This is a genomic window from Pantoea sp. JK (assembly GCF_026130245.1).
GTDB lineage: Bacteria > Pseudomonadota > Gammaproteobacteria > Enterobacterales > Enterobacteriaceae > Pantoea > Pantoea trifolii.
On sequence record NZ_JAINFN010000011.1, the window covers coordinates 1 to 15228 of the forward strand.

Sequence of the window (15228 nt, forward strand, 5' to 3'; positions counted from 1 at the left end):
CATGTCGATTGCACGAACTGGCTCTGGGATATAAGTATCCAGATGCTCAGCCAGCTCAATGATTTTAGCTTCCCACTCAGCTTCGCCTTCCAGCGCTTTCAGAGCAGAACCACGAACGATTGGGGTGTCGTCGCCTGGGAAGTCATATGCTGACAGCAGGTCACGTACTTCCATCTCAACCAGTTCCAGCAGCTCTTCATCATCAACCATGTCGCACTTGTTCAGGAACACGATGATGTAAGGAACGCCAACCTGACGACCCAGCAGGATGTGCTCACGGGTCTGTGGCATAGGGCCATCAGTCGCAGCAACAACCAGGATCGCGCCGTCCATCTGCGCAGCACCGGTGATCATGTTTTTCACATAGTCGGCGTGGCCTGGGCAGTCAACGTGCGCATAGTGGCGAGTCGGGGTTTCATATTCAACGTGAGAAGTGTTGATGGTGATACCACGTGCTTTCTCTTCTGGCGCTTTATCGATCTCGTCGAATTTGCTTGCCTTACCGCCGTAGGTTTTAGCCAGAACGGTGGTGATTGCTGCAGTCAGAGTGGTTTTACCATGGTCAACGTGACCGATGGTGCCGACGTTTACGTGCAGTTTGTTACGCTGAAATTGCTCTTTCGCCATGGCGATAATTCCTTACGTTGTGCCTTCATGAGTCATGAAGGCATCAGTTCACAATTTTTAAACCGTAGCTTATTTGCTACGAGCTTCAATAACGGCCTGAGCGACGTTGTTCGGCGCATCATCGTACTTCAGGAACTCCATGGAGTAAGAAGCACGGCCTTTGGTCAGAGAACGCAGCTGGGTTGCATATCCGAACATTTCAGACAGCGGAACTTCAGCATGGATCTGAACGCCAGTAGCGTTAGATTCCTGTCCTTTGAGCATACCACGACGACGGCTAAGGTCACCGATAACGTCACCGGTGTTCTCTTCCGGAGTCTCTACTTCAACCTTCATGATTGGCTCAAGCAGCACTGGTTGTGCTTTCTTAAAGCCATCTTTAAAGGCCAAAGATGCAGCCAGTTTAAACGCCAGCTCAGAGGAGTCGACATCATGGTATGAACCGAAGTGCAGACGAACACCCAGATCAACTACCGGATAACCAGCCAGTGGACCTGATTTCAGCTGCTCCTGGAGACCTTTATCAACCGCAGGGATGTATTCAGTTGGAATCACACCGCCCTTGATATCGTTGACAAATTCGTAACCTTTCGGGTTCACACCTGGCTCCAGTGGGTACATGTCGATAACAACATGACCGTACTGACCACGACCACCTGACTGCTTGGCGTGTTTACCTTCGATATCGGTAACTTTCGCGCGAATCGCTTCACGGTAAGCAACCTGAGGTTTACCGACGTTCGCTTCAACGTTGAATTCACGCTTCATGCGGTCAACGATGATGTCGAGGTGCAGCTCACCCATACCAGCGATGATGGTCTGGTTGGTTTCTTCATCAGTCCATACACGGAATGATGGATCTTCCTTCGCCAGACGACCCAGAGCCAGACCCATTTTTTCCTGGTCAGCTTTGGTTTTCGGCTCAACGGCGATAGAGATTACCGGCTCAGGGAATTCCATACGCTCAAGAATGATGACGTTGTCTGGGTCACACAGGGTGTCACCAGTAGTTACGTCTTTCAAACCGATCGCAGCGGCGATATCGCCTGCACGAACTTCCTTGATCTCTTCACGTTTGTTCGCATGCATCTGAACGATACGGCCCAGACGCTCACGGTTTGACTTAACCGGGTTGTACACGGTGTCACCGGTGTTAACAACACCAGAGTAAACGCGGAAGAAGGTCAGGTTACCAACAAACGGGTCGGTAGCGATTTTGAACGCCAGCGCAGCAAACGGCTCTTTGTCATCGGAATGACGCTCAGCCGGCGTGTCTTTACCGTCGTCCAGCATACCGTTAATCGCGGTAACGTCAGTCGGTGCTGGCAGGTATTCAACTACCGCATCCAGCATCGCCTGAACACCTTTGTTCTTAAATGCAGAACCACAGGTAACCAGGATGATTTCGTTTTTCAGTACGCGCTTACGCAGAGAAGTTTTGATCTCTTCTTCTGTCAGTTCTTCACCGCCGAAGAATTTCTCCATCAGCTCATCAGAACCCTCAGCAGCGGCTTCAACCAGCTTCGCACGCCATTCTTCAGCCAGTTCCTGCATATCAGCTGGGATATCTTCGTAAACGAAGGTAACGCCCTGATCGGCATCGTTCCAGTTGATCGCTTTCATTTTCACCAGGTCAACAACACCGGTGAAACCTTCTTCTGCGCCGATAGCCAGTTGAAGTGGAACTGGGTTTGCACCCAAGCGCACTTGCATCTGCTCAACAACTTTCAGGAAGTTAGCACCCATGCGGTCCATTTTGTTAACGAACGCGATGCGTGGAACTTTATATTTGTTAGCCTGGCGCCATACGGTTTCAGACTGTGGCTGAACACCACCAACTGCACAGTAAACCATTACTGCGCCATCAAGCACACGCATAGAACGCTCAACTTCGATGGTGAAGTCAACGTGTCCCGGGGTGTCGATGATGTTTACGTGGTGTGGTTCAAACTGCTTAGCCATACCAGACCAGAAACAGGTAGTTGCAGCGGACGTGATGGTAATACCACGTTCCTGCTCCTGCTCCATCCAGTCCATGGTTGCTGCGCCGTCATGAACTTCACCGATTTTGTGGTTTACACCGGTGTAGAACAGAACACGTTCGGTAGTTGTAGTCTTACCGGCGTCGATGTGCGCACTGATACCAATGTTACGGTAGCGCTCAATGGGTGTTTTACGAGCCATTTGATTCCTCTGATTCTGAGACGTTCTAAGTTAAAAAAGCCCAGCAGGTGAGTCACTGGGACGCCCGCTGGGTTTATAACAACTACGTTGCTGTTACCAGCGGTAGTGTGCGAACGCCTTGTTGGCTTCAGCCATGCGGTGAACGTCTTCACGTTTCTTAACTGCAGTACCTTTGTTCTCTGCAGCATCAGAAAGTTCGTTCGCCAGGCGGAGAGCCATAGATTTATCACCGCGTTTACGAGCAGCTTCTACGATCCAACGCATTGCCAGGGCATTACGACGAACCGGACGGACTTCAACTGGAACCTGGTAGGTAGAACCACCAACGCGACGTGACTTAACTTCGACAGTCGGACGTACGTTTTCGAGAGCAACCTCGAACGCTTCCAGGCCATCTTTACCAGCGCGTTGAGCCAGGGTATCAAGCGCGGTATAGACGATAGATTCAGCAGTAGATTTTTTACCATCTACCATCAGGATATTTACAAATTTAGCCAGCAGCTCTGATCCGAACTTAGGATCCGGCAGAATTTTACGCTGACCAATGACGCGACGACGTGGCATGGAAATACTCCGTTGTTAATTCAGGATTGTCCAAAACTCTACGAGTTTAGTTTGACATTTAAGTTAAAACGTTTGGCCTTACTTAACGGAGAACCATTAAGCCTTTGGCTTCTTCACGCCGTACTTGGAGCGTGACTGCTTACGGTCTTTAACACCTGAGCAGTCCAGCGCGCCACGAACGGTGTGGTAACGCACACCTGGCAAGTCTTTAACACGACCGCCACGGATCAGGATCACGGAGTGCTCCTGCAGGTTATGACCTTCACCGCCGATGTAGGAGGTAACTTCAAAACCGTTAGTCAAACGCACACGGCAAACTTTACGCAGTGCTGAGTTTGGTTTTTTAGGGGTAGTGGTGTACACACGAGTACATACACCACGTTTCTGCGGGCAAGCTTCCAGCGCAGGCACGTTGCTCTTTGCAACTTTGCGTACGCGTGGTTTGCGAACCAGCTGGTTAACTGTTGCCATTAAATAGCTCCTGGGATTTAGCTTTTTGCTTCGTAAACACGTAATAAATCGCCTCGTATTACTACGAGGAGGCAGAATTTTAGGGCTGTGTCAAAAGGGTGTCAAGAAATAACCAGGTTTTCGCTCTTACCAGGCCACTTGTTGTTGGTGCTTTGCTGTTAACGCAACGAAACCAGTATAGTCTAAACGTGCTACTTTGGTCGAAATTTGCTCAATCAGGCCGCGCGCCGCCACATCTTCTTCTAATACCCACAGCGCAGCCGGCGATGCGCTCAGCCTGGTTAACACCTGGCTGCCAGCCAATGCGGCAGTTACGCCATCCTGCAATAAAAGCAGATCGTCGCCTTCCTGCAATAAAAGCAGCAGGCTATCGAGATCGCATTGCCAGGGAGATTGCAGCAACGTGTAAAGCATGATCAGTTCTCAGAATCGAATAACACGATGATAGGTAGCCAGCTTTTCGCGTAGCGATGCAGCATCCAGCACCTCAGCAGCCAGCACGCGTTCAGCCGTCAAACTTTGTCCGCGCGCCAACAGCGAATCGGCGCAGACAAAACACTGATCGATATCGTACAGCGCCAGCACGCCAAAGGTCGCGATGTAGTTGCGCGCCAGAATCTGCTCAGGCTGCTGGTCGCAATTGAGCTGCAGCACGCCATCCCCGATAAAGAACAGACCGATATCTTCGCTTAATGCGCCCGTCGCCAGCACAGCATCCAGCCCTTCCCTGCCCGCACTACTTCCGTGCGGTGCCTGAGTAAACAGAAACGCCACGCGGTTCATCAGAATTGCACCAGACGATCGCAGCTCAGCGCGGCTTCAGCCAGTGCGCCCAAACCGCTGAGTTCAAAACCTGGCTGTAAATTGCTGCCCGCCAGTTGTAAGCGCGCGGCTTCCTGCGCGTCGGTTACGCCACGTCGTAATGCAGCCGCCACGCAGATATTCAGAGCGGCGCCACTTTCAGCACGCAGCTGCTGCCATTCACGCACCATATCCACTTCATCGCTGGCCGGCGCGCTCAGCTGGTTGGCGTTCAACACGCCTTCACGATAGAAGAACACGCTTTCCAGCTGATGTCCGGACTTTATCAGCACACGCGCAAACAGCAGCGCGCTGCTGGCATGTTGCGTGCCGTATGCCGGTCCGGTGACCAGCAAGGTGTAGCGCATCAGCGATCCTGCCCCTGAAAATCACCGCTTTTAAACTGGCGAATATAGAGGTAAACGGTGTGCTTGGAGATATTAAGGCGATCGGCCACCTGGTTAATCGCGTCTTTGATGTCGAAAATGCCCTTCTCATACATATTGAGCACGATCTGCCGATTCTTAGCATTGTTAGAAACGTTACGGTCAGCGCTCACTTCTTCTATTGCGAACTCCAGCGTCTGCATCACCAGGTCCTCCACCGAGCTGGCAAAATTGACGTTGGAATCCACTTGCTGCATTTCCGGCGGCATAAAAGTCGACATAATTTGTGAGAACGGCACGTCGAGGTTCATGTTGATGCACAGCAAGCCAATGACGCGCTGCTGACGATTACGAATCGCGATAGTGACCGATTTCATCAGCACGCCGCTTTTCGCGCGCGTGAAGTAGGCTCTGGAGACATTGCTGTCTGCGCCGTGCATATCGTGCAGCATACGCAGGGCCAAATCGGTAATCGGCGAACCCACTTTACGCCCGGTATGTTCACCGTTGGCGATACGCACCGCAGAACACTTCAAATCTTCCAGCGAGTGCAACACGATTTCGCAGTGCGAGCCAATTAGCATCGCCAGGCCATCGACAACGGCTTCGTAGGATTTGAGGATATCGTAGTCTGCTTGCTCGAACGGACGTTGCTCCAGTAAATCGAAGTCAGTCAGTTCACCGGGATTGAATGGATTAGACATCGAAGACATTACCCTAAATGGCTGGAGCCTGTCTCGACAGCATTGGGGCAGACTCATATGGTGATAGTTAAGCAGGCGTTAGTCTGGCAAATGTCATGGTCTTTAGCCAGACCTTTACCTCTATCTCCGAAATAAAAACGCCGCCCGTAGGCGGCGTGGTGCAGAAAGTTCAGATTACTGCGCTTTCTGATCGCCAGCGACTGGAGCCTGCGCTTTTTCATCCGCTTTCGGCGCTGGCTTGATGTCGAGCAGTTCGACATCGAACACCAGCGTGGAGTTAGCCGGAATACCCGGAACGCCATTTTTGCCGTAAGCCAGGTTCGGTGGGATCACCAGCTTGATCTTGCCGCCTTTCTTCACGTGCTTCAGACCTTCGGTCCAGCCCGGAATCACACCGTCCAGACGGAACGACAGCGGCTCGCCACGAGTATATGAGTTATCGAACTCAGTACCGTCGATCAGCGTACCTTTGTAGTTCACCACCACAGTGTCGCTGTCTTTTGGTACGTCACCGGTACCTTCTTTCTCTACCTGATACAGCAGGCCAGATTCAGTTTTCTTCACGCCTTTTTCTTTGGCGAATTTGTCAGCGTAAGCAGAGCCCTTATCGGAGTTTTCTTTCGCGTCTTTTTCCATCTTCGCCTGAGCTGCACCTTTCACGCGGCCTTCAAAGGCCTGCAGGGTTTGCTCGATCTCTTGATCAGAGAGTTTGCTCTTGCCGCCAAAGGCGTCCTGAACACCCGCGATCAACTGATCTTTATCCAGTTTGATGCCCAGCTTCTCTTGTTCCTTCAGAGAGTTGTCCATGTAGCGACCAAGGGACGCGCCAAGTGCATAGGCTGATTGCTGATCTTCGTTTTTGAAGGCAGCATTTTTCGGTGCTTGCGGCGCGGCCTGAGCGGCGTCTGCTGGAGCAGCGGCGGTTTCTGCTGCCATTGCCAGCGGTGCATTCAGCGCGAAGGCCATGGTGGTAGCTAACAATGTGACTTTAAACAGTGAATTCATCCTTTCTCCAAAACCGAAGCCTCTAACCTCGGGAATCATTGCGGACTGAGGCCCACACTATAACTTTACGTGGCAGCGGCGAACACTCCCACAATGTAATTACCCGTTTAACCTCCGACCTTTTTTGCTTCAGGAAGTTTCATCAGAGATATAGGCGTTATGCGCCGTTTCAATGCAGCATGACGCGGAAAGGTAAAATATCAGGTGATTCTGAAGCGAAACGCCGTAGAATCACGCCCGAAACAGATTAACGCGCAGCACCGCAAGATGAGGAAAGATCATGCAACCAACAGAATGGGAACAACGCCTTGAGGCGCTGGAGAGCAAGCTGGCTTTTCAGGAATACACCATCGATCAGCTCAATCAAACGGTGGTTCAGCATGAGCTGGAGATGATCAGACTGCGTGAGCAAGTCCGTCTGTTAATCGATAAAGTGAAAGATAGCGCGCCGTCGATGATCGCATCACAGTCAGAAGAAACGCCGCCGCCGCATTACTAAAAGAAAAGGCCACCCGAAGGTGGCCTTGCCAGCATCACACTGATTAGTGGCTGCAGCCGCAACCGCCAGTGCCACAGCCGCCCTGGCCGTGATCGTGACCATGGTCGTGGTCATGATCGTGATGATGACCATCCGCGCCATGCACGTGACCGTGCGCCAGCTCTTCTTCGGTCGCTGCGCGAATCGCCACAACTTCCACGTTGAAGTTCAGGTTCTGACCCGCCAGCATGTGGTTACCATCAACCACCACGTGCTCATCTTCAACTTCGGTGATTTCAACCGGTACTGGACCTTGATCGGTTTCTGCCAGGAAGCGCATGCCAACCTGCAGTTCATCAACGCCCATGAACACGTCTTTTGGTACGCGCTGTACGAGGTTGTCATCGTATTGACCGTAAGCGTCGTTCGCCGGGATATGCACGTCAAACTTATCGCCTACATCATGATTTTCCAGCGCTTTTTCCAGACCAGAAATCAGGGAACCATGACCGTGCAGATAGTCCAACGGTGCACTCACCGGTGACTCGTCAACCAACACACCGTCTTCGGTACGAACCTGATACGCCAGGCTCACCACCAGGTCTTTTGCTACTTTCATGATATCTCCTAACCGTTGAGAACTAAGATCCCGTCCCATTGGTCAATTTTGCGTGCAATAAACCAACCAGAAAGGTTCAAGACTGAGGATGCCAATAGTGTTGCGGCATACTGCTCAGCGTTAATGGCGCCGATTGTAGCGGAATTCAATCCCGCTGTAAGTTCAAGCTTAAAAAAAGCTGCGCCATTGCGCTACTCAGGATGAAAAACGCCGATCACTTGCTCGTTAGTGCGAATCTGATCGCGCACCTGCTTGTCAGCCTCACGCATCTGATGACCGCACTGAACACATTCCACCACTTCAACGTTGTTTTCACGCCACAACGCCAAGGTATCTTTTGCCTGGCACTTTGGACAAACCGCACCGGCTATAAAGCGTTTACGCATACTGTTTCCTGCCGTCGTTAATGAACGGATTAAGTAAGTATAGATCTACTCGTCATCCCAGCCGTCGAACTGGCGTTTTTCGTGCTGCATTTCGCGTTGGAAGATATCCTCCAGCTCGCGCCGCGCCTCACGCACACGTGAAACCTGCGCGCTGTCATCATGGCTTGGCACCAGTTCACGCAGCATGCGCATATCCAGACGACGGAAATGTTGCTGTGCGCGCTGCGCCTGATGCGGATGCATGCCCAGCGAGATCAGCGTTTTGCGGCCCAGCTCCAGCGCACTGGAGAACGTCTCACGTGAGAACAGCGTGACGCCCGCCTGCAACAGTTCGTGCGCCTCAACACGTCCACGCGCACGCGCCAGGATTTCCAGCTGCGGGAAGTGCTGCTGACACAGCTGCACGATGGTCATCGAATCTTCCGGATCGTTGCAGGTAATGACGATGGATTGCGCATTCTCCGCGCCCGCCGCACGCAGCAGCTCCAGCTCGGTGGCGTCGCCATAATAAACCTTATAGCCATATTTACGCATCAGGCTCACCGCCGAGATATCGCGCTCCAGCACCGTAATACGTTTATTGTTCGCCATCAGCAAACGGCCAACCACCTGACCAAAACGACCAAAGCCCACCACAATGACCTGCGGCTGATCGTCTTCGACAAAGTGCTTCTCGGCATTTTCATCGGGTTCATTAAAGCGATGCGCCAGTAAACGGTCGATGCCGTTCATCAGCAGCGGCGTGGTCATCATCGACAACGTCACCGTTACCAGCAGCAGCGGCATTTGGTCGCCGCTGAACATTTTGGCCGATGACGCTGCCGAGAACAGCACAAAGGCAAATTCGCCACCCTGGCTTAACACACCGGCAAACTGCTGGCGCTCTGAACTGCGCAGGCCATAAATGCGCCCCAGCACATACAGCACCAGCGTTTTCACCGTCACCAGAATCAGCACGCCCAGCAAAATTTCAGTGATGTGGGTATAAAGCACGCCGAGATTCAGCGCCATGCCAACCGAAATAAAGAACAAGCCCAACAGCAAGCCTTTGAACGGTTCGATGGCCACTTCCAGCTCGTGGCGGTATTCACTTTCCGCCAACAGAATACCGGCGATAAAAGTACCCAGCGCCATCGACAGGCCGAGCGCGTCCATAAACAGCGCCGAACCCAGCACCAGCAGCAGCGACGCGGCAGTAAACACTTCGCGTACGCCGGATGCGGCAATAAAGCGCAGAATCGGGCGCAGCAGATAACGGCCACCAATCAGCATCCCGCCGAACGCCAGCACTTTCATCCCGACTTTCAACCAGTCAACGTGACCGCTATCGCCGCCCGCCAGCAGTGGCACCAATGCCAACGCGGGAATCACCGCCAAATCCTGGAACAGCAACACCGAGAAACCGAGCTGCCCCGATTCACTGCGGTTCATGCCTTTATCGCGCATCAGCTGCAGCGCCATCGCTGTGGAAGACATCGCCAGGCCAATACCGCCAATCACCGCTGCCTGCCAGCTAAAGTCGGTCAGCCACAGCAATCCACCGAGAATGGCGGCGGAGATCAGCACCTGAGCGGCGCCCACGCCAAAGATAGAACGGCGCAGCGCCCAAAGTTTCGACGGGTTCAGTTCCAGCCCGATGATGAACATCAGGAACACCACGCCGAGTTCGGAGAAGTGCAGAATCTCCTCAACGTCGCTGATGAAACCCAATCCCCACGGACCAATCGCAATACCGGCCAGCAAATAGCCCAGCACCGCGCCAATGCCGAGACGCGCCGCAATCGGCACAATCAGCACCGCCGCAACCAGATAAATGACGCCCGCCGTCAGTAACGTTTCGCCTTCCATCACACACCTCCTTGCGGCAGCGGTGAAGCCAGCCAGTCACCGTATGCTCGCGCAAAATTACGCATCACTTCCGGCGTCTGCCGACGCGCCCAGTGAATCACCATCGGCGTCATCCAGTGCATGCGACACATCTGCGCCGTCAGCTCAAACGGACGCATGATGTCACTCATCGGATAGCGATTCAGGCCGCTAGGGTGATACGCCGCTTCCGGTTCGCCGGTGGTCACCACGCTGCGCCAGTATTTGCCTTCCAGCGCATTGCCATCCGGACCGCTGGCAAAGCCGCGCGACAGCACACGATCCAGCCACTCCTTCAGGAGCGCCGGGCAGCTGTAGGTATAAAGTGGATGTTGGAATACAACGATTTGATGTTCGCGCAGCAACTGTTGCTCATGGTGAATATCAATAAAGAAATCCGGATAGTGGGCGTATAAATCGTGCACCGTGACGTGGTCCAGTTCCATAGCCGACTGCAGCAAAACCCGATTAGCAATCGAATCCTGTGATTCCGGATGGGCGTAAAGCAGCAATATTTTGGGTGGCTGCGACATCGTTCCCCTCCAAAGCGTCGTCACGGCACAGGAATTCCGCTACCATGCTCGACGCAACAAATTTTCTCGAATTATGTTGCCGGTAAATTAACATATTCTGACGATACGGCGCTTATGATTGTCTTTTCAGCACTACAAATTCGCCGCGGCACCAATGTGCTGCTGGATAACGCAACAGCCACCATAAACCCTGGCCAGAAAGTGGGCTTAGTGGGTAAAAACGGCTGCGGCAAATCGACGCTGCTGTCATTGCTGAAGGGCGAGATCAGCAGCGATGCAGGTAACGCCACCTTCCCAAGCAACTGGGCGCTGGCGTGGGTCAATCAGGAAACCCCGGCGCTGAGCAAACCCGCGCTGGAGTATGTTATCGACGGCGACCGTGAATATCGTCAGCTTGAATCTGAATTAGCCGACGCCAATGGGCGCAACGATGGCAACGTCATCGCCCTGGTGCACGGCAAGCTGGATGCGATTCAGGCGTGGAGCATACCTGCTCGCGCCTCAAGTTTGTTGCACGGTTTGGGCTTTAGCCAGGAACAATTAATGCGGCCGGTGAGCGATTTCTCCGGTGGCTGGCGCATGCGCCTCAACCTCGCGCAGGCGCTGGTGTGCCGTTCCGATCTGCTGCTGCTCGATGAACCGACCAACCACCTCGATCTTGATGCCGTGATCTGGCTTGAACGCTGGCTGAAAAGCTACGAAGGCACGCTGGTACTGATTTCGCACGACCGCGACTTCCTCGATCCGGTGGTCGATAAGATCATCCACATCGAACAGCAAACGATGTTTGAATACACCGGCAACTACAGCTCGTTCGAACGTCAACGCGTCGCCAAGCTGGCGCAACAGCAAGCGCTGTTCCAGAGCCAGCAGGAAAAAGTGGCGCACCTGCAAAAGTATATCGATCGCTTCCGCGCGCAGGCCACCAAAGCGAAGCAGGCGCAGAGCCGCATCAAAATGCTGGAGCGCATGGAGCTGATTGCGCCAGCACACGTCGATAACCCGTTTAGCTTCAGTTTCCGCGCGCCAGAAAGTTTGCCGAATCCGTTGCTAAAGATGGAACGCGTCACCGCCGGTTATGGCGAGCGCATCATTCTCGACGCCATCAAACTTAACCTTGTGCCGGGTTCGCGTATTGGCCTGCTGGGCCGTAACGGCGCGGGTAAATCGACGCTAATCAAACTGCTCGCCGGTGAGCTCGAGGCGCTGGATGGCAAAGTTGGCCTGGCGAAAGGCATCAAGCTCGGTTACTTCGCCCAGCATCAGCTGGAATATCTGCGCGCCGATGAATCGCCGTTGCAGCATTTGTCACGCATCGCACCGAAAGTGCTTGAGCAGCAGCTGCGCGATTATCTTGGTGGCTTCGGCTTCCAGGGCGATAAAGTCAGCGAAATCACTGAACGCTTCTCCGGCGGCGAAAAAGCGCGTCTGGTGCTGGCATTGATTGTCTGGCAGCGCCCAAACCTGCTGCTGCTCGATGAACCGACTAACCACCTCGATCTTGATATGCGTCAGGCGCTGACCGAAGCGCTAATTGATTTCGAAGGCGCGTTGGTGGTGGTCTCGCACGATCGTCATCTGTTGCGCGCCACCACCGACGATCTCTATCTGGTGCACGACGGTAAGGTCGATGTGTTTGAGGGCGATCTGGAAGATTATCAGCAGTGGCTGAGCGATCTGCAGAAGCAGCAAGCACAACAGGATGCCGCGCCGAAGCAGGATAACGGCAACAGCGCGCAATCGCGTAAAGACCAGAAACGCCGCGACGCCGAGCTGCGTGCACAAACGCAGCCGCTGCGTAAAGAGATCGAGAAACTCGAGAAGCAGATGGCGAAGTGGCAGAGTCAGCTCAGTGATGCGGAAGCGCAACTGGCCGACAGCGCGATTTACGATCAGAGCCGCAAAGCCGATTTGAACGTGGCGCTGCAGCGTCAGGCTGAGAGTAAAGCCGCGCTGGAAGAGGTCGAAATGGCATGGCTGGATGCGCAGGAACAGCTGGAGCAAATGCTGGCGGGTTGATTGTGCGCGCTGTCCCCCTCCTCGGTCCTCCCCCATAAATGGGAGAGGAAGATGCTGCCACATGTCAGTGATGAAGCTGCATGTGGCGGCGTCTCCTTCCCCCGTTTACGGGGGAAGGCCGGGATGGGGGACAGCGTGCACCATCCAACTTAAAACGGCTTATCCCCCAACACCGTCGCACGATGCATCACTCTTCGCGCCGGATAATAATCCGCATTGGCATAATGCTGCGTCACGCGGTTATCCCAGATCGCCACATCATTCTCCTGCCAGCGCCAGCGCACCTGGAACTCCGGTTTGGCGCTATGCCAGAACAGGAAGTTAAGCAGCGCATCGCTCTCTTTTTCGCTTAAGCCCAGCAAACGTGTGGTAAACCCTTCATTCACAAACAGCGCCTTGCGGCCGCTCACCGGATGCGTACGAATCACCGGATGCTGCACAGGTGGATTTTTGGCCACCGCTTGCTGCCAGCGTTGATGCTCTTCCTCGGTTTTACGGTATTTGTACTCCTGGAATGACTTCTTAAAGTCGTGCTCCGCCTGCAGCCCATTCAACAGCGTTTTAAACGGCTCAGAAAGCGCTTCATAAGCCGCAATGCCGGTTGACCACAAGGTATCGCCGCCGCTCTCCGGTAACAGTTTGGACGCCAGAATCGCAATTGCCGGTGGCGTTTGAATAAAGGTGACATCGGTGTGCCAGTTGTCGTTATCCGGCGGATTATCCTGATGCGTATCCAGCACGATGATCTCTTCCACGCCTTCCGCATGCGGATAGACCGGATGGATATGCAGATCGCCAAAGCGAATCGCCAGCGCGCGCTGCTGTTCCGGGGTAATCACCTGATTGCGCAGGAACAGCACCTGATGGCGCAACAGGCCATGATAAAGCTGTTCAAACTGGGCATCGCTCAGCGGACGGCTGAGATCGACACCGCTAACCTGCGCCCCGATATGCGGGCCCAAAGCGGTAAAAGAAAGTCGTTCGTTCATTGCTGTTCTCCATTCCAGGGCGTCAGTCGGCGCTGCAAAGCGCGCAGACCCAGTTCTAAGCCAAAAGCAATCAGGGCAATCACGGCAATCCCGGCCAGCACCACGTCGGTGGCGAGGAACTCACCGGCCGACTGCACCATAAAGCCGAGTCCACGCGTAGCGGCAATCAGTTCCGCCGCCACCAGCGTTGACCAACCTACGCCGAGACCAATGCGCAAGCCGGTGAGGATTTCCGGCAGCGCGCCGGGCAGAATCACGAAGCGCAGCAGCTGCCAGCGCGATGCGCCCAACGCCTGTGCCGCGCGAATCCGTACCTGCTGGGCATTCTTCACACCGGCCAGCGTCGATAAGGTCACCGGCGCGAAAATCGCCAGATAAATCAGTAAAATCTTCGAGGTTTCGCCGATGCCAAACCAGATCACCATCAGCGGCAGATAAGCCAGCGGCGGCACCGGGCGATAAAGTTCGATCAGCGGATCAATCAAGCCGCGAATCGCCGGGCTCAGGCCCATGGCGATGCCGACCGGAATGCCAATCAGCGCGGCAAAGAACAGCGCCACCAGCATGCGCGCCAGGCTAGCGCCCAAGTGCTGCCAAAGCGTGGCATCCATAAAGCCTTGCGGGCTGGCAATCAAGATCAGCTTCTGTAGCACCACTTGCGGCGGCGGTAAAAACAGCGGCGCCACTAAGCCGAGCGCGGTTATCGCCCACCACAGCAGCAGCAACAAGCCAACGCTGAGAAGGCTGAGTGAGAACTGGCGCGAGAACGGCCAGCGCAATCCGCGACGACGCGCTTGGGTTTTCTCATCAATCACCGCACTCATATAAACGCCTCACGCTGGGAAAACACCTGGTTCAGTACATATTCGCGACGTTCGATAAACGCCGGATCGGATTTGATGCTGCGGCACGCTTCCCCGGCGGCGAAGCGCTGGCCGAAGTCGAGTTTCAAACGCTCGACCACGCGGCCCGGTCCCGGCGACAGCAGCACCAGTTCGCTGGCGAGGAACACCGCTTCTTCGATGTCGTGAGTGATCAGCAGAATCTGTTTGCCGGTATCACGCCACAGCGTTAGCAGCAGAGTTTGCATCTGTTCGCGGGTAAAGGCGTCCAGGGCACCGAACGGCTCATCTAACAGCAGCAACTGAGGATCAGCCGCCAGCGCACGCGCAATGCCCACGCGCTGACGTTGACCCCCAGAGAGCTGCCAGATAAAACGCTGTTCTGCCCCTTCCAGTCCTACTTTGCGGATCAAACGGCGTGCGATGGTATGACGCTCTGCCTTCGCCATCCCCGCCAGTTGCAAACCGAACGAAACGTTATCAATCACATTGCGCCACGGCAGCAAGCCTTCATTCTGGAATACTACGCCGCGTTCCGCGCCCGGTCCTTCCACCTTGTTGCCATCCAGCGTAATGCTGCCAGATTCCAGCGGCAGAAAACCGGCGATGAGGTTCAGCAGCGTGGTTTTGCCACAGCCGGAAGGGCCCAACACCACCAGCAGGTCTCGGCTGCCCAGCTGCAGGTTGATGTCCTGTAGCGCGGGTTGTCCGGCGTAACGCGCATTGAGATGGGTGATGTTGAGCATACGGCCTC

Annotated in this window: 18 protein-coding genes; 2 read left to right on the plus strand and 16 right to left on the minus strand. The window is 54.4% G+C overall.

All coding sequences use genetic code 11. The annotated features are described in order from the left end of the window. The 9 genes from PanJK_RS20410 to fkpA all read right to left on the minus strand — a co-directional run. Nucleotides 1-627 (minus strand): GTP-binding protein (locus PanJK_RS20410; RefSeq protein ID WP_265302505.1); only part of this gene is annotated, 627 nt, incomplete at its 3' end. Nucleotides 628-696: 69 nt separating this feature from the next. After that, complete coding sequence (gene fusA, locus PanJK_RS20415) at nt 697-2811, minus strand: elongation factor G (protein WP_256697631.1); 2115 nt, start codon at nt 2809-2811, stop codon at nt 697-699. A gap of 93 nt (nt 2812-2904) precedes the next feature. Beyond that, nucleotides 2905-3375, minus strand: a complete 471-nt coding sequence (gene rpsG / locus PanJK_RS20420; protein ID WP_007886246.1) for a 30S ribosomal protein S7 — start codon at nt 3373-3375, stop codon at nt 2905-2907. 96 nt (nt 3376-3471) lie between these two features. Then, nucleotides 3472-3846: a 30S ribosomal protein S12 gene (gene rpsL / locus PanJK_RS20425; protein WP_006120575.1), complete on the minus strand. Its 375-nt coding sequence runs from the start codon at nt 3844-3846 to the stop codon at nt 3472-3474. A 126-nt stretch (nt 3847-3972) separates the two neighbouring features. Continuing rightward, nucleotides 3973-4260 carry a sulfurtransferase complex subunit TusB gene (gene tusB / locus PanJK_RS20430; protein WP_265302506.1) on the minus strand — a complete coding sequence of 96 codons (288 nt, stop codon included), beginning with the start codon at nt 4258-4260 and terminating at the stop codon, nt 3973-3975. A 9-nt stretch (nt 4261-4269) separates the two neighbouring features. Then, nucleotides 4270-4629 (minus strand): sulfurtransferase complex subunit TusC, encoded by a 360-nt coding sequence (tusC, locus tag PanJK_RS20435; RefSeq protein WP_265302507.1) that lies wholly within the window; start codon nt 4627-4629, stop codon nt 4270-4272. Beyond that, nucleotides 4629-5015, minus strand: coding sequence for a sulfurtransferase complex subunit TusD (tusD, locus tag PanJK_RS20440; protein ID WP_265302508.1), 387 nt, complete (start codon nt 5013-5015; stop codon nt 4629-4631). The genes tusC and tusD overlap by 1 nt, the downstream gene beginning before the upstream one ends. Then, entirely contained in the window at nt 5015-5737 is a 723-nt protein-coding gene (locus PanJK_RS20445) for a transcriptional regulator (protein ID WP_007886240.1), read from the minus strand. The genes tusD and PanJK_RS20445 overlap by 1 nt, the downstream gene beginning before the upstream one ends. A 174-nt stretch (nt 5738-5911) precedes the next feature. Beyond that, nucleotides 5912-6742: an FKBP-type peptidyl-prolyl cis-trans isomerase gene (gene fkpA / locus PanJK_RS20450; protein WP_008102198.1), complete on the minus strand. Its 831-nt coding sequence runs from the start codon at nt 6740-6742 to the stop codon at nt 5912-5914. Nucleotides 6743-7022: 280 nt separating this feature from the next. On the opposite strand from fkpA, the gene PanJK_RS20455 reads away from it, so the two are divergent. Next, complete coding sequence (locus PanJK_RS20455) at nt 7023-7241, plus strand: protein SlyX (protein ID WP_008102200.1); 219 nt, start codon at nt 7023-7025, stop codon at nt 7239-7241. Between the two features lie 43 nt (nt 7242-7284). Here PanJK_RS20455 and slyD read toward each other — a convergent pair whose 3' ends face one another. The 4 genes from slyD to kefG all read right to left on the minus strand — a co-directional run bounded on the left by slyD (nt 7285) and on the right by kefG (nt 10624). Beyond that, nucleotides 7285-7839, minus strand: coding sequence for a peptidylprolyl isomerase (slyD, locus tag PanJK_RS20460; RefSeq protein ID WP_049851962.1), 555 nt, complete (start codon nt 7837-7839; stop codon nt 7285-7287). Nucleotides 7840-8030: 191 nt separating this feature from the next. Then, nucleotides 8031-8225, minus strand: coding sequence for a YheV family putative zinc ribbon protein (locus PanJK_RS20465; protein ID WP_265302509.1), 195 nt, complete (start codon nt 8223-8225; stop codon nt 8031-8033). A 45-nt stretch (nt 8226-8270) separates the two neighbouring features. Then, nucleotides 8271-10073, minus strand: a complete 1803-nt coding sequence (kefB, locus tag PanJK_RS20470; protein WP_008101837.1) for a glutathione-regulated potassium-efflux system protein KefB — start codon at nt 10071-10073, stop codon at nt 8271-8273. Next, nucleotides 10073-10624, minus strand: coding sequence for a glutathione-regulated potassium-efflux system ancillary protein KefG (gene kefG / locus PanJK_RS20475; protein WP_256697638.1), 552 nt, complete (start codon nt 10622-10624; stop codon nt 10073-10075). The genes kefB and kefG overlap by 1 nt, the downstream gene beginning before the upstream one ends. 114 nt (nt 10625-10738) lie before the next feature. Between kefG and PanJK_RS20480 the strand changes: the two genes are divergently transcribed. Then, nucleotides 10739-12643, plus strand: a complete 1905-nt coding sequence (locus PanJK_RS20480; protein ID WP_256697640.1) for an ABC transporter ATP-binding protein — start codon at nt 10739-10741, stop codon at nt 12641-12643. Between the two features lie 149 nt (nt 12644-12792). Here the strand turns inward: PanJK_RS20480 and tauD are convergent, their stop codons facing one another. Genes tauD through tauB form a run of 3 tightly spaced genes read right to left on the minus strand, consistent with a single transcriptional unit; the run spans nt 12793 to nt 15220 of the window. Further along, complete coding sequence (tauD, locus tag PanJK_RS20485; protein WP_265302511.1) at nt 12793-13632, minus strand: taurine dioxygenase; 840 nt, start codon at nt 13630-13632, stop codon at nt 12793-12795. Beyond that, entirely contained in the window at nt 13629-14456 is an 828-nt protein-coding gene (tauC, locus tag PanJK_RS20490; protein ID WP_265302512.1) for a taurine ABC transporter permease TauC, read from the minus strand. The genes tauD and tauC overlap by 4 nt, the downstream gene beginning before the upstream one ends. After that, complete coding sequence (gene tauB, locus PanJK_RS20495; protein WP_256697643.1) at nt 14453-15220, minus strand: taurine ABC transporter ATP-binding subunit; 768 nt, start codon at nt 15218-15220, stop codon at nt 14453-14455. Before tauB ends, tauC begins: the two co-directional genes overlap by 4 nt. Between the last annotated feature and the right edge of the window lie 8 nt (nt 15221-15228).